This window comes from Pseudomonas baetica (genome assembly GCF_019733355.1).
Lineage (GTDB): Bacteria > Pseudomonadota > Gammaproteobacteria > Pseudomonadales > Pseudomonadaceae > Aquipseudomonas > Aquipseudomonas baetica_A.
This window is the reverse complement of sequence record NZ_JAIHLQ010000031.1, coordinates 47,825-64,148: the sequence shown is the minus strand read 5'-3', so window position 1 is coordinate 64,148 and position 16,324 is coordinate 47,825. Positions and strand designations below refer to the sequence as shown.

Below are 16,324 nucleotides of genomic sequence, written 5' to 3'. Positions count from 1 at the left end.
GTTTTTTCGCCTGGAAAAACGCTTCAGCGGATTTTTAAGGGCGCGAACCCTATCACAAAAAACGGCCTTGTCCGAACGCATTTACCGACTTGTGTTCTGGCTGGACGCCGTTTATACAATCGGCCCATGCGTACGCATTCTTATCCTCCGAAAAGATGACAAAAAGACCGGAGGATCCTTCCTATATTCGTAATTCTGGCAAGCAGAGGTCACCGGTGGAGCAACAAGCCTTTCAGGTATTGATAGTCGAGGATGATCAGCGTCTGGCCGAACTCACTCGCGACTACCTGCAAGCCAATGGACTGCGCGTGGACATCGAAGGCAACGGTGCGCTGGCGGCGGCGCGGATCATCAAGGAGCAACCGGATCTGGTGATCCTCGACCTGATGCTCCCCGGCGAAGATGGTTTGAGCATCTGCCGCAAGGTGCGCGACCGTTATGACGGGCCAATCCTGATGCTTACGGCAAGAACCGACGACGCCGACCAGATCCACGGCCTCGACCTCGGCGCTGACGATTACGTGTGCAAACCGGTGCGCCCGCGACTGTTGCTGGCGCGGATTCAGGCGTTGCTGCGACGCAGTGACACGCCCGAGCCGACCACGGAGAAATCCCGGCGCCTGCAATTCGGCCCGCTGGTGGTGGACAACGCCTTGCGCGAGGCCTGGCTGAGCGACAGCGGCATCGAGTTGACCAGCGCCGAGTTCGACCTGCTCTGGTTGTTGGTCTCCAACGCCGGGCGCATTCTGTCACGCGAAGAAATCTTCACGGCGCTGCGCGGCATCGGCTACGACGGTCAGGACCGCTCGATCGATGTACGCATTTCGCGCATTCGCCCCAAAATCGGCGACGACCCCGACCATCCGCGTCTGATCAAGACCATCCGCAGCAAAGGCTACCTGTTCGTCCCTGAGGCCTGCGCAGACCTGGCGCTGTGAACTCGATCTTCCTGCGTATCTATGGCGGCATGTGCGCAGCCTTGATTCTGGTGGCCGTGCTCGGCGTGCTCGCACTGAACCTGCTCAATCAGGTGCGCAGCGAGCAGTACCGCGAGCGCCTGGCCCATGGCACGTTCTCGCTGATGGCCGACAACCTGCAACCGATGAATGAAACCGAGCGTCATCGTGCGCTATTGGTTTGGGAGCGATTGCTCGGGATTCCGCTGGCGCTGAAGACCTTTGCCCAGACCGGCCTGGACCTCACCCAGCGCACTCGCGTACTGCGCGGCCAAGCGCTGGTCGAGCAAACCGGGCCGCATGCGGCGAAGGTCTATCGACTGGTCAGCGACAAAGAACAACTCGTACTCACCGGCGAGGTGCAACAAATCAGCGAACAACTGGCCCGGGCGACTATTTACCTGCTGGCCGATGAACTGGTGCGCGTACCGGTGGGCGAGCAGCCCAAACGGCTGGCGCAAATAAAGAATGAGAAGGGCTTCGGTTTCGATCTGCAGCTGGTCACGGTGAATGACGCCGACATGGACGAAGACCAGAGTCGCCGGGTGTCCGAGGGCGATACGGTGATGGCGTTGGGCAAGGGCGGCGATTCGATCCGCGTGTTTGCCGGCATGGTTGGTACGCCCTGGGTGCTGGAGATCGGGCCGCTGTACCAGATGAATCCGTATCCACCGCAATGGCTGGTGTTGATCGCCGCGCTCGGGCTGACCTTGATCGGCCTTATCGTTTATCTGCTGGTGCGCCAGCTCGAGCGCCGTTTGCGAGGCCTTGAAGCAGCGGCTACGCGCATCGCCAAGGGCAGTCTGGAAACCCGCGTGCCCGCGCGCGGTGCTGACTCGGTCGGGCGACTGGCTTCGGCGTTCAATGGCATGGCCGAACACCTGCAACAGTTATTGGCGATCCAGCGTGAACTGGTGCGTGCGGTGTCCCATGAACTGCGCACGCCGGTGGCGCGGTTGCGGTTTGGCCTGGAAATGATCGGCTCGGCAACCACGCCGCAAGCCCTGGAAAAGTACCGTGAGGGCATGGATCACGACATTGAGGACCTCGATAAGCTGGTCGATGAAATGCTCACTTATGCGCGGCTGGAGCAGGGGGCGCCGGCGCTGACGTTTCAACGCATCGACCTCGACGCGTTGGTCAATCAGGTGATCGAGGAGTTGGCGCCGTTGCGCGCCGAGGTCACGGTGCAGCGTGGCTTGTGTCTGTCCGCCGCCGATAACGACGATGCCTGGGTCGAGGCTGAGCCGCGTTATCTGCATCGGGCCTTGCAGAATCTGGTGAGCAACGCCATGCGCCATGCGCGCTCGAAGGTCACGGTGAGTTATCAGGTCGGGCAACTGCGCTGTCGGGTGGATGTCGAGGATGACGGGCCGGGTGTGCCAGAAGTGGCGTGGGAGCGGATCTTCACGCCGTTTTTACGCCTGGACGACAGCCGCACCCGGGCGTCGGGTGGGCATGGGTTGGGCTTGTCGATTGTGCGACGGATCATCCATTGGCATGACGGGCGGGCCATCATTGGCAGGAGCAAGAGTCTGGGAGGGGCTTGCTTTAGCTTGAGCTGGCCGCGCAATCAGGAGCGGCGCTGAGCCTTGTGGTGGCTTGGCTGGCCAGCGATGAGGCCCTGGCAGCCAATAAAGATCTTCAGGCTTTGATGCTGACCAGACTCAACAATTGCCCATCCTGCACCCCGAACTGCGCCTCCAGCTCTGTCCCGTTGCGCCATTCGCCGGACAGGTCCGTCAACAGGCGCAAACGTACCTGACCCTGTTCAGTCCACTCCAGGACTTCGGCATGCTCGAAGTAAAAGCGTTTTTGCACGATCGGGTACAACGCCTTGAACAGGCTCTCTTTCACCGAGAATGTCAGCGTGACCAGCAACGCCAATTGATCCCGCGCGCCAGCGGCCATGCGCTGCATTTCCGCCGGTGTGAGGATCTCCCCGGCCAGGCGCTCGGCACGCTCGATGTTGAGCAGGTTTTCCAGATCCATACCCAAGCCGCGCCAATGTCGCTTATTGGCGACAATCGCTGCCGCACGGCCGGTGCTATGGGTGATCGAGCCGCTGATGTGCGCCGGCCACACGGGGGCCCGGTCTTCGCCAATCGCTGGAACCATGCCACTCCCTTGCAACTGTTGCAGCGCCGCCCGGGCGCAGAGGCGTCCGGCGAGAAACTCGGCCTGACGTTTGGCCACCGAACGCTGAATACTTGGCGGTGGCTCGATGGCGCTGCGTTGAAAGTCATCGCCGAGCAGTTGTGACGGATCGAAACGGGTACTTAGCAGCACCGTGTCGGATAGCACCGTCGGCAATGACCAGTGGGCATCGAGCGGGGAGCAGCAAGCGGGGAGGGTTGGGGTGAGATTCATGGCGGGCATTTTGCCGGTTAGTCGATGCAAGGTCGAGATCGGTGGTGAAGCTATCGCGAGTAGACCCACTCCAACATGGGCGCGTATTCCCAATGCATGAGTGAGCCCGCTGGCGATGGCCGCACCGCAGTTGTTCTGATCAGCCGAAGATTTTTTTGAAGAACGCTTTCATATCCGCCCAGGATTTTTCATCCGCAGCCTTGTTGTAACCAATGTCCGGGCCGCCGTGTTCGCCATGGCTCAAGCGATCGGCATCCGGATTGGTAAAACCATGCTTGGCGCCCTCCAGACTGACGAACGTGTAGTCAGCTCCCGCCTTGTTCATTTCCGACTTGAACGCGGTGACGTTGTCCGGTGTGACCATGCTGTCCAGCGCGCCATGCTCCACCAGAATCCTCGCCTTCACGCTGCCGGGCGTGGCCGGCGTCTTGGTCGCCAGCGCGCCATGGAAACTCACCACCCCCGCCAGCGGCACACCTTGGCGCGCTGCGTTCAACACGACGCCACCGCCGAAGCAATAGCCGATGGCTGCGAGTTTATTCACGTCGGTCTGGGGCTGTTTTTTCAACAAATCCAAGCCGGCAGCGAAGCGTTTACTGGCGGCGTCGGCGTCCTGGGTCGCTGCCTGCATGAACGCCATCGCATCTTTCGGATGCTCGGTATTTTTCCCTTCGCCGTACATATCAATCGCCAGCGCGCTGTAACCGAGCTCAGCCAGATCGCGCGCGCGGCGCTTGGCGTAATCGTTCAAGCCCCACCATTCATGCACCACGACAATGCCGGGACGGACGCCTTTGATAGCGTCGTCGTACGCGTAGTAGCCCATCAGCTTGCTGCCGTCGGCGCTTTGGTAGGGGATTTCTTCGGTCTTGATCGCCGCTTGGGTGAGGCAGCTTGCGGCCAGCAGGGTGAGGGCGAGGAACAGGCGCATGGTCGGTCTCCATATCGAAAAGTGGTCAGAGCAGCCTAGTCGATTTGGTTCAGGTCAGGTTCAGAGAGTGTTCAGGGGCGGTACAGGGGAGGGGCAGTAACCTTGCGTCATACCCAAACAGCACTGTGAAAGAGGAAATACCATGACTCGTTTAAACAAACTGTTGCTGGCATTTACCGTAATGAGCGCCAGTATCGCGGCCCATGCCGACACCACTTCGAACTTCGCCGGCCTTACCTTCGGCCAGACCAGCGACAAGATCAAAAAATCCCATGCCCTGAACGACAACCTCGATCACCCTAACGCCACTGGCGCGATCGACGGCAACAATACCTACGGCGTACGCCTCGGTCAGCAAAACAGCCAGGGTCGCTACTACGCCACCTACGACAACGTGTCGGGTTCGCACAATGGCATTAAACTGCGTCAGGAAAACCTGCTGGGCAGCTACGATCTGTTCTACCCGGTGGGCAACACCACCAAATTGTTCGGCGGTGCGACGGCCGGTTTGACCAAGCTGACTCAGGAATCGCCAGGCTACAGTCGCGACAGTGACATCGGTTATGCGGTCGGCGGCCAGTTCGGTGTTTTGCAGCAAGTGTCGCAAAACACTTCGGTAGAACTCGGTTACCGTTACCTGCGTAGCAACGCCAGCACCGAGATGAGCGAGCGCGGCGGCAGCAAACAGGGTTCGCTGGGCTTGACCAGCAGCGCCCAGACGTACCTGTCGGCCAACTACTCTTTCTGATAGAGCAGTCAGCCTGAATGTGGGAGCGGGCTTGCTCGCGAAAGCGGTGGATCAGTCAATGAAGATGTCGACTGACACATCGCCTTTGCGAGCAAGCCCGCTCCCACAGGTGTGTTGTTGGAGATTTTGATTTACTCAGGAGAGCGATATGAAACTGTTGGTCGTCGAAGATGAAGCGCTGTTGCGTCATCACCTGCAAACCCGTCTGACGGAGAGCGGTCACGTGGTCGAGTCCGTGGCCAATGCCGAAGAGGCGCTGTACCAGACCGGGCAGTTCAATTTTGACCTGGCGGTGATCGACCTCGGTCTGCCGGGCATGGGCGGCCTCGACCTGATCCGCCAGTTGCGCTCAGGCGGCAAGACCTTCCCGATCCTGATCCTCACCGCACGCGGCAACTGGCAGGACAAGGTCGAAGGCCTGGCCGCCGGCGCTGACGACTACGTGGTCAAACCGTTCCAGTTCGAAGAGCTCGACGCGCGCCTGAATGCCTTGTTGCGACGCTCCAGCGGTTTCACTCAATCGACCATCGTCGCCGGCCCGTTGCTGCTTGATCTCAATCGCAAACAGGCCACCCTCGACGAGCAACCGCTGGCGCTGACCGCCTACGAATACCGCATCCTCGAATACCTGATGCGTCACCACCAGCAAGTGGTGCCCAAGGACCGCTTGATGGAACAACTCTATCCGGACGATGACGAGCGCGATCCGAATGTGATCGAAGTGCTGGTCGGCCGCCTGCGCCGCAAGCTCGAAGGTCCGGCCGGGTTCAAGCCAATCGACACCGTGCGTGGTCTCGGCTACCTGTTCAATGAGCGCTGCACTTGATTCGTTCCCTTCGCGTTCGCTTGATGCTCGCCGCCACCACGTTGGCGGTGTTGTTCATGCTCGCCTTGCTGCCGGCGATGCAAGGCGCGTTCAGCCTCGCGTTGCAGGACTCGATCGAACAGCGTCTGGCGTCGGACGTCACCACGCTGATCTCCGCCGCACGCATTGAAAACGGCCGGCTGGTGATGCCTTCGCAGTTGCCGGATGAGCGCTTCAACCTCACGGACCTGCGCCTGCTCGGTTACATTTATGACCGTTCAGGGCATCTGGTCTGGCGTTCGAAAGCCACCCAGGAAGAGCAGATCAACTACAAACCGCGTTATGACGGCCTCGGCAACGAGTTCGCGCGGATTCGCGAGGCCAGCGGCCAGGAATTCTTCGTCTACGACGTGGAAGTCAAACTGCTCGGCGGCAAAAGCGCCGCGTTCAGCATCGTTGCCTTGCAACCGGTGCGCGAGTACGAAAGCACCCTTGAAGGCCTGCGCGAAAATCTTTACCTGGGTTTCGGCGCAGCCTTGCTGGTACTGCTGGCGCTGTTGTGGATCGGTCTGACCTGGGGCCTTAAAGCCCTTCGCCAACTCAGCCAGGAACTCGACGAAATCGAAGGCGGCACCCGCGAAAGCCTCACCGAACAACACCCGCGCGAACTGCTGCGACTGACCGGTTCGCTCAACCGCTTGCTGCTCAGTGAGCGCCAACAACGCAGCCGCTATCGCGACTCGCTCGATGACTTGGCCCACAGTCTGAAAACGCCGTTGGCGGTGCTGCAAAGCGTCAGCGAAGACATGGCTCAGCGCCCCGAAGACCGCGATCAGGCTTGGGTGCTGCAAAGCCAGATCGAACGCATGAGCCAACAGATCAGCTATCAACTGCAGCGCGCGAGTTTGCGCAAAAGTGGTCTGGTGCGGCATCAGGTGCGGTTGCAACCGGTGCTCAAAAGCCTGTGCGACACGCTGGACAAGGTCTACCGCGACAAGCGTGTGCGGGTGGCATTCGATCTGCCCGAGCATTGTTATGTGCCGATCGAGCAGGGCGCCTTGCTGGAGATGATGGGTAACTTGCTGGAAAACGCCTATCGCCTGTGTCTGAGTGAGGTACGCATCAGCGTGCGCGAGACCATGGCCGGGGTTGAGTTGTGCGTCGAGGACGACGGCCCGGGCGTGCCGCCTGATCAGCGTGCGCGGATTCTTGAACGTGGCGAGCGGCTGGATCGTCAGCATCCGGGGCAGGGGATTGGCTTGGCGGTGGTCAAGGACATTATCGAGAGCTACAACGCCAAGTTGATGCTGGGGGATTCGCCGATGGGCGGGGCGGCGTTCAGGATTCATTTTCCTCCCGTTTGATCGCTGGCCTTTCTGGCCCCTTCGCGAGCAAGCCCGCTCCCACAGGGGGAACCTTGAACGCCACACAACCTTGTGGGAGCGGGCTTGCCGCGAAGGCGTCCGTGCAGCCCACGCAAGGCTTACTGTTTGTCGTGCTCAACGATTTGGCCGGGCTGATCTATTGCTCTTAATGTTCCTGCGCCCGATAAGCCCCCGGCGTCAGCCCTGTCCATTTCTTGAACGCACGGTGAAACGCCGACGGTTCGGAAAACCCCAGTTGCTCGGCGATCTGTTGCAACGACAGATCCGCCCGCCCCAAATGGTAGATGGCGATATCCCGCCGCAACTGATCTTTCAACTCCTGAAAACTGCTGCCTTCCTCGCGCAAATGCCGACGCAGGGTCTGCGGGCTGATGTGCAGGTGCGCGGCCACCGCTTCCAGATCCGGCCAGTTCGCCGTGTCGCGGCTGAGCATGCGACGCAAGCGGCTGCTCAGGCTGTCGCCGTCATCCGGGCGTGACAGCAGATCCGCCGGGGAGCGTTCGAGGAAATGCTTGAGGGTGCGTTCGTCCTGCAGCAAGGGCATGGGCAGGTAGCGACTGTGAAACAGCAGGCTGCTTTGCGCGGTGCCGAACGTCGTGGGGCAGGGGAACAGCAGATCGTATTCAGCGCCATGCGCCGGTTTCGCATAGCTGAACGTGGCGTGTTCCAGGCGAATGCGCTGGCCGATCAGCCAACTGCCCAGGCGATGCCAGATCACCAGCAGGCTCTCGCTGAGAAAGTGATCCGGGTCCCATAACGGCGAATCGTCGAGGCTCAGCCGCACCCATTCGTCTTCGCGGCTCAGGGTCAGGCGCGGGGCTTGGGGGAACAGGCTGTAGAACAATAAACCGCGTTGCAGGGCTTTCTCCAGATTGCGGCAATGAATCGAGGCATGGCACATCATGGCGAAGCTGCCGGGTTTGCTTGGTGCGTTGCCCAGTCCCAGGTACTCGTCGTCCAGCGCCAGCCACAGGCCCTGGATCAAACGGGTGAACTGCTCCGGGGCAATGCGCGCACGAGGCTCGTCGAGCAGCTCGGAGCTGATCCCCAGTTGCTGCAACAGGTCCGAATAGTCGAACCCTGAGCGGCGTGCGCCACCGAGGGCGGCACGGGCGAAATGGCTGGCAATGGTGCGTTCGCGCATAAGCGGCAAATCCTTTCTCAGGCGCCGGATGGTAGCCGGGGTCCCTGAACGGCAACAAGGCGGATTTCCGCCAAATTGTAGGACGAGAACCGGTGAGTTGGCGGAAATCCGCCAGGACGGGGTCGATGAACGCTGACATCGATGAGCCTGCAATCCCTGATATCAAAAGGCTTGCTGCGAAATGCACCAAAGTGGCACGACGCTTGCGATAGGAGTGTCAGAAGCGTGCGTTGATCCGCAGGATAAAGCGCCATTCGACACAACAAATCCCTCCAGTGCAGGAGGGTTCGCAATTTAAGGTTTTGCAGGCAACAGATGGATGTTGCTCTGCGGGACGCTTGAGGACACTTGCAATGACGACTCGTCAGCCACTCTACAAATCCCTGTATTTCCAGGTGATCGTTGCCATCGCCATCGGCATTCTGGTCGGTCACTTCTATCCGCAGACCGGCGTGGCGCTCAAGCCGCTGGGTGACGGGTTCATCAAACTGATCAAAATGGTCATCGCACCGATCATCTTCTGTACCGTTGTCAGCGGTATCGCTGGTATGCAGAGCATGAAGTCGGTGGGCAAGACCGGCGGCTACGCGCTGCTGTACTTCGAAGTGGTTTCCACCATCGCCTTGCTGATCGGTCTGGTCGTGGTCAACGTTGTGCAGCCGGGCGCCGGCATGCACATCGACGTGACAACGCTGGATGCCTCGAAAATCGCCTCTTATGTGACGGCCAGTAAAGACCAGAGCATCGTCGGCTTCCTGCTCAACGTCATCCCGAACACGATCGTTGGCGCGTTTGCCACCGGCGATATCCTGCAAGTGCTGATGTTCTCGGTGATCTTCGGTTACGCCCTGCATCGCCTCGGCTCCTACGGCCGGCCGCTGCTGGATATCATCGATCGCTTCGCGCATGTGATGTTCAACATCATCAACATGATCATGAAACTGGCGCCGCTCGGTGCGCTGGGTGCCATGGCCTTCACCATCGGTGCTTACGGTGTCGGCTCGCTGGTGCAGTTGGGTCAACTGATGATCTGCTTCTACATCACCTGCGTACTGTTCGTCGTCGTGGTGCTGGGCTCCATCTGCCGCGCGCATGGTTTCAGCGTGTTGAAACTGGTTCGCTACATCCGTGAAGAACTGCTGATCGTGCTGGGTACTTCCTCGTCCGAGTCGGCCCTGCCACGCATGCTGATCAAGATGGAGCGTCTGGGCGCGAAGAAATCCGTTGTGGGTCTGGTGATCCCGACCGGTTACTCGTTCAACCTCGACGGTACTTCGATCTACCTGACCATGGCGGCCGTGTTTATCGCTCAAGCGACCGACACCCACATGGACATCACTCACCAGATCACCCTGCTGCTGGTGCTGCTGCTGTCCTCCAAAGGCGCTGCCGGTGTCACCGGTTCGGGCTTCATCGTGCTGGCGGCTACGCTGTCGGCGGTCGGGCACCTGCCGGTGGCCGGTCTGGCGCTGATCCTGGGTATCGACCGCTTCATGTCTGAAGCTCGCGCGCTGACCAACCTGGTCGGTAACGCCGTTGCCACCCTCGTTGTGGCCAAGTGGGTGAATGAGCTGGACACCGACGTGCTGCAAGCCGAGTTGGCCTCGGGCGGTCGTGGTATCTCCGATGTGCGTGAAGAAGATGACCTGGGTGTGGCTGAAGGCCCAACCCCTAACAGCGTCAGCTAACTCGCGCTGGCATGAAAAAAACCCGCTTCGCAGACTGTGTGAAAACACGCTGAAGGCGGCCTAAGCAAACGCCCCGACTTGTTCGGGGCGTTTGCTTTTGTGCAGGTAACAGAAAAAAGGCTTTTCAGCCCATCAACTCCATCATTCGGCGTACACCCAGCACATTGATCGCTCTTTTGAGGTTGTAGGCGTTCACCGCCAGGGCCATTTCCGCTCTTGCCCCCGCTAGCTGTCGCAGCAGGAAGCGGCCGTTTCCAAACAGCCATTGTTTAAGGCATGCCGAAGGGATGCTCAACGATGGACCTTCGGCTCACCATCATTTCGGGATGCGCCTGCATGCGCTGCTCCATTCGCTCGAAGGCATCTTCGTGGGCGTGGCGTGAGACGTATCGGCGCTGAGCGTCGGTGCATTGCCCTTTCAGTGGGCAGCTGGCGCAGTCGCTGATAGCGGCATGGTAAATGCGCTCACCTTTGTTCAGCTATTTGAGCGTCAGCAGTTTGCCAGCAGGGCATTGGTACTGATCCTGCTGCGCATCGTAAGTAAAATCTTTTCGTTCGAAGAGCTCCTTCTCCTTGCTACGAGGGTTAACCGCTCGATTGGGCGGTATGTACACCGTAATGCCCGCCTCTTCACACGCTTGGAACTGCTTGCCGTTGGAGTAGCCCGCATCGGCGGTCACGCTCAGCTCGCTCTGCTGCAACTGTTCTTTGGCCGCCTTGGCCATGGGCTCAAATTGCTAGGTATCGTTGCCGTCTTGTGTCACGTCGTGATGCAGGATCAAGCAGTGTTCAGCGTCCACGGCGGTTTGTACGTTGTAAGCCACTCGCGGGCCTTTGGGCGTGCGCATCATTCGGGCATCGCTCTCGCCGGTGTTGAACTGCTCGATCCCCATCGAATTCATCAGCGCCTGGCAGGTCAGGTTGTTCAATTGCCGGGCTTCAAGTTGCTCCAGCGCTGTCTTGATGGCGCTGCGATCAATGGTTTCACCCGATTCAGCTTTATCGGCCTCATCCAGTTCGGCCAGATATTGGGCGATGCGCTTGTCCAGTTTTTCCTGCTGGCGCTTGAGCTGTTTTACGTTCAGATGGCGCCGCGAAGAGGCTACCGCCTGAAATTTACTGCCATCAATGGCAACCAGATCGCCAGCAATCAAACCGACTGTACGGCAGAACTGGACAAAGGCCCGACAGGTTGCACTGAACGCCTGCTTGTTGTTCTTGCGAAAGTCGGCAATGGTCTTGAAATCGGGTTTAAGGCGGTTGAGTAACCACATGACTTCGATGTTGCGCTGGCATTCGGCTTCGAGACGACGGGAGGAACGGATACGCTGGAAATAGCCATACAGATAGAGCTTGAGCTGATCGGCCGGATCGTATGAGGGACGGCCTGTGTTTTTGGGCACTGCCTTGTCAAACCCCAACCGTATGAGATCGAGCTTGGCAACGAAGGCATCAATCACGCGAACGAGGTGATCCTCAGGGATTAAATCTTCCAGAGAAACTGGGAAAAGACTGGTCTGATCGCGCGCTTGACCCTGGATGTAAGCCATAACAAAAATGCCCCGTATCTTTCGATGCGGGGCATTTTCTTAAACCGCGATGCAGATTGCTAGGTTTTCACACAGTCTGTTCGGCGGGTTTTTTTTGGCCTGCGATTTGAGCGCAACGGTCATGTTTACTGACACATCCGGTGATTGCTGCATGGCGGTTAGCTGCCTAGGCTGAGTGCATCGCACAAGGAGTTCGCCCATGTCCGCACCGCTGGCCTCACTTAAAATTCTGGATTTCTCGACATTGTTGCCGGGGCCGTTCGCCTCGCTGCTGCTGGCGGACATGGGCGCCGACGTGCTGCGCATCGAATCGCCCTCGCGCATGGATCTGTTGCGGGTGCTGCCGCCCCATGACAGCGGGGTATCAGCCAGTCACGCGTATCTCAATCGCAACAAGCGCAGCCTGGCGCTGGACCTCAAACAGCCCGCAGCGCTGGACGTGATCAAACAGTTGCTGGGCGATTACGACATCGTGCTTGAGCAGTTTCGCCCCGGTGTGATGGAGCGTTTGGGGCTGGGTTACGAGGCGTTGAAAGCAATCAATCCGAAGCTGATTTACGTGTCGATCACCGGTTACGGCCAGACCGGGCCTTACAAGGATCGAGCCGGCCACGACATTAACTATCTGGCCCTGGCCGGGCTGTCCAGTTACACCGGCCGCGCCGACAGCGGGCCTTTGCCGCTGGGCATGCAGGTGGCCGATGTCGCCGGCGGCTCGCTGCATGGAGTGATTGGTCTGTTGGCGGCGGTGATCGCGCGTCAGCAAACCGGGCAGGGCACGCATCTGGACGTGAGCATGACGGACTGCGCCTTCAGCCTGAATGCCATGGCCGGCGCCGGCTATCTGGCTTGCGGCGAGGAGCCGGGATGGGAAGACCAGATGCTCAATGGCGGCAGCTTCTACGACTATTACCGTTCCCGCGATGGGCGCTGGATGTCGGTGGGCAGTTTAGAGCCGGGTTTCATGCAGCCACTGTGTATGGCGCTGGGCCGGCCGGAGCTGGCGGCGCACGGATTGTCACCCAAGCCTGAGCAACAGCAGGCGCTCAAGGAGGCGTTGAAGGTTGAATTCGAGAAGCATGACTTTGCCGAACTGTGTGCGTTGTTCGCCGGGATCGATGCCTGTGTCGAACCGGTGTTGAGCCTGGGTGAGGCGGTGCAGCATCCACAGTTGCAGGCGCGGGAACTGGTGACGCAGGTGCCGCGGGGGGATGGCACGACGCAGACGCAGATGGCTTGTCCGCTGAAGTTTTTCGAGGCTTTACCGGCGCCGCGGCATGTCGGGGCGGTGTTGGGGCAGCATACGGATCAGGTGTTGGGGGCGTTGGGGTTTAGTGCTGAGCGGATTACCGAATTGCGTGTAGCCAAGGTAATTCTTTAGTGCCTGTGCAGGCTCTATCGCTGGCAGGCTAGCTTTCACACTGGATGTGTCTGCGGCGCAGTCAATGTGGGAGCCAGCCTGCTAGCGGTGGGGCCAGTTCTAACAACACTTATTCCACCCGCATCTCACCACTGAACACCAACGTGTTGCGGCATCTGCGGCACAAATACCGCCGCCCCTGCCGTACCAGGCTATGACGCTGCGCCGAAAACGGAAAATCGCTGTCTGCACACGGGCATTTATAGATATAGCGCGTCACGCTGCGGCGTTTGACTTGATAGGTATGGCAGCGATCCGGCGGCAGTTCATAAACGCCGCGCATGATCAGTTGCCACTCCTCGCCGTGGGGCTGAATGCGGTCGCCAAACAGTTGATGGGCGATCAGGTGCGCGACTTCATGGGCCACGGTCTGCTTGAGGAAATGCTCGGTGTTTTCCCGGTACAGCTGTGGGTTGAAGCGCAGCAGGTTCTCGTGCAGATGCGCGACCCCGGCTTTTTGCCCGCGCAGCTTGAGGCTCACCACAGGGCGTTGGAAGTGACGTTTGAAAAAGGATTCAGCGAGTTGGTAACAGTCTTCGACGCGGGTATTGAGTTGCTCGGGCATGCTTGATGGATCTCCAGAGGTGTCGAGTATGCCGCAACCCTTGGGACTTGCGAATCGCCGAACTGCCGAATGGTCGTCACCCTCACGAGAAGGCCGCCTTGCGGCGGCCTCTATTGGCAGGTCTGGTTTTTCTCAGGCAGGACGCTTTTCTAGTTGGTATAGACCGGGCCGACGCCCAGCCCCCAGACGATCACGGTGAACGCCATGATGGCCACGAGCACCACCAGGCCCACCGCCAGCACCGAGCTGGAAAACAGAAAACCCTCGTCGGATGGAATATTCATGAAGGTCGGAAGACCGACATAGAGCAGATACACCGTGTAGCAGATGGCCGCCGTACCGACGATCATCCCCAGCCACATATGCGGATACAACGCCGCCAACCCGCCCACGAACAGCGGTGTCGCGGTGTAAGTGGCGAATGCAACACAACGGGCCAGGCTCGGGTTGGCGTCATAGGTGCGCGCCATCCAGTGCACGAAGGCCCCCATGACCGCGACGCCGCCAAGCATCGCCAGGTAGGACATGACCGTCATCCAGATCGCGCTTTCGACCGTGAGCATCACGGGGGCGCGGTTGCCGATCACCCAGCCGACCTGGGTGGTGCCGATGAAGGCCGAAACAGCCGGGATGGCCGCCAGGATCAGCGTGTGCGTCAGATACATGTGGCTGATGCTTTCCTCTTGGTCGCCACGGATTTCTTTCCATTCCTGATCGGGGTGGGTAAAAAGTCCCACTACGTGATGGATCATGCCAGTCACTCCTCTTGTTATTGCCATCGCCCCCCAGCGGAGCGCCTACGGGCCAATGAGGCCGAGCAAGTTCAGGTCTTCAAATGTGTGCGACCTTACGACGCAGTATAGAAAGGTCTTAACCGCACCGGGACTAGGGGCTTAGAGCAAATCGCGCTGTAAACACAGGGGTTAATCGCCGTGGGGTCTGTAAAGGACGAATCGGCCAATGGCGACAACCTGTGACCACAAACTCAGGGTTTTTGCGTAAAATGCCGGCCTTTCGTCACACCTCACGGATTTCGCGTCATGGGCACTCTTACGGTCAACCAGAACAAACTGCAAAAGCGCCTGCGCCGCCTGGCCGGCGAAGCGGTCGCCGATTTCAACATGATCGAAGATGGCGACAAGGTCATGGTCTGCTTGTCCGGGGGCAAGGACAGCTACACCATGCTCGACGTACTGATGCACCTGCAGAAGGTTGCACCGATCAAGTTCGAGATCGTCGCCGTGAACATGGACCAGAAGCAGCCGGGGTTCCCCGAGCACGTGCTGCCGGCCTACCTCAAAGAACTGGGCATCGAGTACCACATCGTCGAGAAAGACACTTACTCGGTGGTGAAAGAACTGATCCCGGAAGGCAAGACCACGTGCTCGCTGTGCTCGCGCCTGCGTCGTGGCACGCTGTACACCTTCGCCGATGAAATCGGTGCGACCAAAATGGCCCTCGGTCATCACCGCGACGACATCGTCGAAACGTTCTTCCTCAATATGTTCTTCAACGGCTCGCTCAAGGCGATGCCGCCCAAGCTGCGCGCCGACGACGGTCGCAACGTGGTGATCCGCCCGCTGGCGTACTGCAACGAGAAAGACATTCAGGCTTACTCGGACTTGAAGGAATTCCCGATCATCCCGTGCAACCTCTGCGGTTCGCAGGAAAACCTGCAGCGTCAGGTGGTCAAGGAAATGCTTCAGGACTGGGATCGCAAGACCCCGGGCCGCACCGAAAGCATCTTTCGCAGTTTGCAGAACGTGGTGCCGTCGCAACTGGCTGACCGCAATCTGTTCGACTTCACCAGTCTGAAGATCGACGAGACGGCGGCTTCGCGCTTCGTCAATATCGTCAACCTGTAAACACCATCCCTGTGGGAGCGGGCTTGCTCGCGAAGGCGTCGTCTCAGTCGACATATGTGCTGAATGACACAACGCCTTCGCGAGCATGCCTGCACACATTGGTTTCTTCGCTTCATTCAATAGGAGAGGGCATGCGCGATTACAAGTGGCTGCACGAATACTGTCTGAACCGCTTTGGTTCAGCGGCTGAACTGGAAGCCCATCTGCCCGTTCCCAAGACCCCGGCGCAACTGCGCAAGATCAGCGACGACCGCTACCTCTCGACCATGGCGCTGCGCGTGTTTCGCGCCGGGCTCAAGCACAGCTTGGTCGACGCCAAGTGGCCGGCGTTTGAAGAGGTGTTCTTCAAGTTTGACCCGGAAAAAGTCGTGCTGATGAGCGCCGAGCACCTTGAGCGGCTGATGCAGGACGCGCGGATCATCCGCCACTTGGGCAAGCTCAAGAGTGTGCCGCGCAATGCGCAGTTTATTCTGGATGTGGAGAAGGAGAAGGGCAGTTTCGGCGCGTTGATTGCCGAGTGGCCGGTGACCGATATTGTCGGTCTGTGGACCTACCTGAAAAAGCACGGCCATCAGTTGGGCGGACTGTCGGCGCCGCGCTTTTTGCGCATGGTCGGCAAGGATACGTTTGTGCCGAGCTACGACGTGGTCGCGGCTCTGAATGCACAGAAGATCGTCGACAAGGCGCCGACCAGTCTGCGCGATCTGGCCATTGTGCAGAATGTGTTCAACCAGTGGCATGAAGAGAGTGGCGGCCGGCCGATGAGCCAGATTTCGATGATGCTGGCTTATACCGTCAATCACTGACACCGAGTCCGCCCCTTCGCGAGCAGGCCCGCTCCCACAAAGGATCTGTGGCGTCCACAAATCTCCTGTGGGAGCGGGCTTGCTCGCGATG

General features: G+C 59.4%; 14 protein-coding genes and 1 pseudogene. 9 read left to right on the top strand and 6 right to left on the bottom strand.

Annotated elements, in window-relative coordinates:
- Nucleotides 1–215: 215 nt before the first annotated feature.
- Both K5E40_RS24590 and K5E40_RS24585 read left to right on the top strand, forming a co-directional pair.
- Nucleotides 216–938 (top strand): response regulator, encoded by a 723-nt coding sequence (locus tag K5E40_RS24590; protein ID WP_221733035.1) that lies wholly within the window; start codon nt 216–218, stop codon nt 936–938.
- Nucleotides 935–2,545, top strand: a complete 1,611-nt coding sequence (locus tag K5E40_RS24585; protein ID WP_221733034.1) for an ATP-binding protein — start codon at nt 935–937, stop codon at nt 2,543–2,545. Before K5E40_RS24590 ends, K5E40_RS24585 begins: the two co-directional genes overlap by 4 nt.
- Before the next feature lie 55 nt (nt 2,546–2,600).
- Here K5E40_RS24585 and K5E40_RS24580 read toward each other — a convergent pair whose 3' ends face one another.
- Both K5E40_RS24580 and K5E40_RS24575 read right to left on the bottom strand, forming a co-directional pair.
- On the bottom strand, nt 2,601–3,326 hold the full coding sequence (locus K5E40_RS24580; protein ID WP_221733033.1) for a 4'-phosphopantetheinyl transferase: 726 nt from the start codon (nt 3,324–3,326) through the stop codon (nt 2,601–2,603).
- 139 nt (nt 3,327–3,465) lie between these two features.
- Nucleotides 3,466–4,257 (bottom strand): dienelactone hydrolase family protein, encoded by a 792-nt coding sequence (locus tag K5E40_RS24575; protein WP_221733032.1) that lies wholly within the window; start codon nt 4,255–4,257, stop codon nt 3,466–3,468.
- Between the two features lie 142 nt (nt 4,258–4,399).
- On the opposite strand from K5E40_RS24575, the gene K5E40_RS24570 reads away from it, so the two are divergent.
- From K5E40_RS24570 to K5E40_RS24560, 3 genes are all read left to right on the top strand, one after another.
- Nucleotides 4,400–5,005, top strand: coding sequence for a porin family protein (locus K5E40_RS24570; protein ID WP_221733031.1), 606 nt, complete (start codon nt 4,400–4,402; stop codon nt 5,003–5,005).
- A gap of 148 nt (nt 5,006–5,153) precedes the next feature.
- Nucleotides 5,154–5,831, top strand: a complete 678-nt coding sequence (locus K5E40_RS24565; protein WP_008079190.1) for a response regulator transcription factor — start codon at nt 5,154–5,156, stop codon at nt 5,829–5,831.
- A complete protein-coding gene (locus tag K5E40_RS24560; protein WP_221733030.1) occupies nt 5,828–7,174 on the top strand; it encodes an ATP-binding protein in 1,347 nt (448 codons plus the stop codon). Before K5E40_RS24565 ends, K5E40_RS24560 begins: the two co-directional genes overlap by 4 nt.
- Before the next feature lie 166 nt (nt 7,175–7,340).
- Here K5E40_RS24560 and K5E40_RS24555 read toward each other — a convergent pair whose 3' ends face one another.
- On the bottom strand, nt 7,341–8,339 hold the full coding sequence (locus K5E40_RS24555; RefSeq protein WP_221733029.1) for an AraC family transcriptional regulator: 999 nt from the start codon (nt 8,337–8,339) through the stop codon (nt 7,341–7,343).
- A gap of 353 nt (nt 8,340–8,692) precedes the next feature.
- Between K5E40_RS24555 and K5E40_RS24550 the strand changes: the two genes are divergently transcribed.
- On the top strand, nt 8,693–10,027 hold the full coding sequence (locus K5E40_RS24550; RefSeq protein WP_221733028.1) for a dicarboxylate/amino acid:cation symporter: 1,335 nt from the start codon (nt 8,693–8,695) through the stop codon (nt 10,025–10,027).
- A 124-nt stretch (nt 10,028–10,151) separates the two neighbouring features.
- Here K5E40_RS24550 and K5E40_RS24545 read toward each other — a convergent pair.
- Nucleotides 10,152–11,577, bottom strand: a pseudogene (locus tag K5E40_RS24545) (IS1182 family transposase).
- A gap of 199 nt (nt 11,578–11,776) precedes the next feature.
- Here K5E40_RS24545 and K5E40_RS24540 point away from each other — a divergent pair.
- Complete coding sequence (locus tag K5E40_RS24540) at nt 11,777–12,958, top strand: CaiB/BaiF CoA-transferase family protein (protein ID WP_221733027.1); 1,182 nt, start codon at nt 11,777–11,779, stop codon at nt 12,956–12,958.
- Nucleotides 12,959–13,067: 109 nt separating this feature from the next.
- On the opposite strand, the gene K5E40_RS24535 is transcribed toward K5E40_RS24540, so the two are convergent.
- Complete coding sequence (locus K5E40_RS24535; protein WP_221733026.1) at nt 13,068–13,562, bottom strand: SprT family zinc-dependent metalloprotease; 495 nt, start codon at nt 13,560–13,562, stop codon at nt 13,068–13,070.
- A gap of 149 nt (nt 13,563–13,711) precedes the next feature.
- Nucleotides 13,712–14,314: a Yip1 family protein gene (locus K5E40_RS24530; protein WP_007917515.1), complete on the bottom strand. Its 603-nt coding sequence runs from the start codon at nt 14,312–14,314 to the stop codon at nt 13,712–13,714.
- 288 nt (nt 14,315–14,602) lie between these two features.
- Between K5E40_RS24530 and ttcA the strand changes: the two genes are divergently transcribed.
- Nucleotides 14,603–15,427, top strand: a complete 825-nt coding sequence (gene ttcA / locus K5E40_RS24525) for a tRNA 2-thiocytidine(32) synthetase TtcA (protein ID WP_221733025.1) — start codon at nt 14,603–14,605, stop codon at nt 15,425–15,427.
- A gap of 131 nt (nt 15,428–15,558) precedes the next feature.
- Complete coding sequence (locus tag K5E40_RS24520) at nt 15,559–16,233, top strand: DNA-3-methyladenine glycosylase I (protein WP_221733024.1); 675 nt, start codon at nt 15,559–15,561, stop codon at nt 16,231–16,233.
- The last annotated feature ends 91 nt before the right edge of the window (nt 16,234–16,324 follow it).

Excerpts from the sequence above, each read along its gene's own strand:
- K5E40_RS24520 (WP_221733024.1), top strand. The coding sequence starts at position 15,559 with ATGCGCGATTACAAGTGGCTGCACGAATACTGTCTGAACCGCTTTGGT.
- K5E40_RS24570 (WP_221733031.1), top strand. The coding sequence starts at position 4,400 with ATGACTCGTTTAAACAAACTGTTGCTGGCATTTACCGTAATGAGCGCC.
- K5E40_RS24550 (WP_221733028.1), top strand. The coding sequence starts at position 8,693 with ATGACGACTCGTCAGCCACTCTACAAATCCCTGTATTTCCAGGTGATC.
- K5E40_RS24565 (WP_008079190.1), top strand. The coding sequence starts at position 5,154 with ATGAAACTGTTGGTCGTCGAAGATGAAGCGCTGTTGCGTCATCACCTG.
- ttcA (WP_221733025.1), top strand. The coding sequence starts at position 14,603 with ATGGGCACTCTTACGGTCAACCAGAACAAACTGCAAAAGCGCCTGCGC.
- K5E40_RS24580 (WP_221733033.1), bottom strand. The coding sequence starts at position 3,326 with ATGAATCTCACCCCAACCCTCCCCGCTTGCTGCTCCCCGCTCGATGCC.
- K5E40_RS24575 (WP_221733032.1), bottom strand. The coding sequence starts at position 4,257 with ATGCGCCTGTTCCTCGCCCTCACCCTGCTGGCCGCAAGCTGCCTCACC.
- K5E40_RS24540 (WP_221733027.1), top strand. The coding sequence starts at position 11,777 with ATGTCCGCACCGCTGGCCTCACTTAAAATTCTGGATTTCTCGACATTG.
- K5E40_RS24555 (WP_221733029.1), bottom strand. The coding sequence starts at position 8,339 with ATGCGCGAACGCACCATTGCCAGCCATTTCGCCCGTGCCGCCCTCGGT.
- K5E40_RS24535 (WP_221733026.1), bottom strand. The coding sequence starts at position 13,562 with ATGCCCGAGCAACTCAATACCCGCGTCGAAGACTGTTACCAACTCGCT.
- K5E40_RS24530 (WP_007917515.1), bottom strand. The coding sequence starts at position 14,314 with ATGATCCATCACGTAGTGGGACTTTTTACCCACCCCGATCAGGAATGG.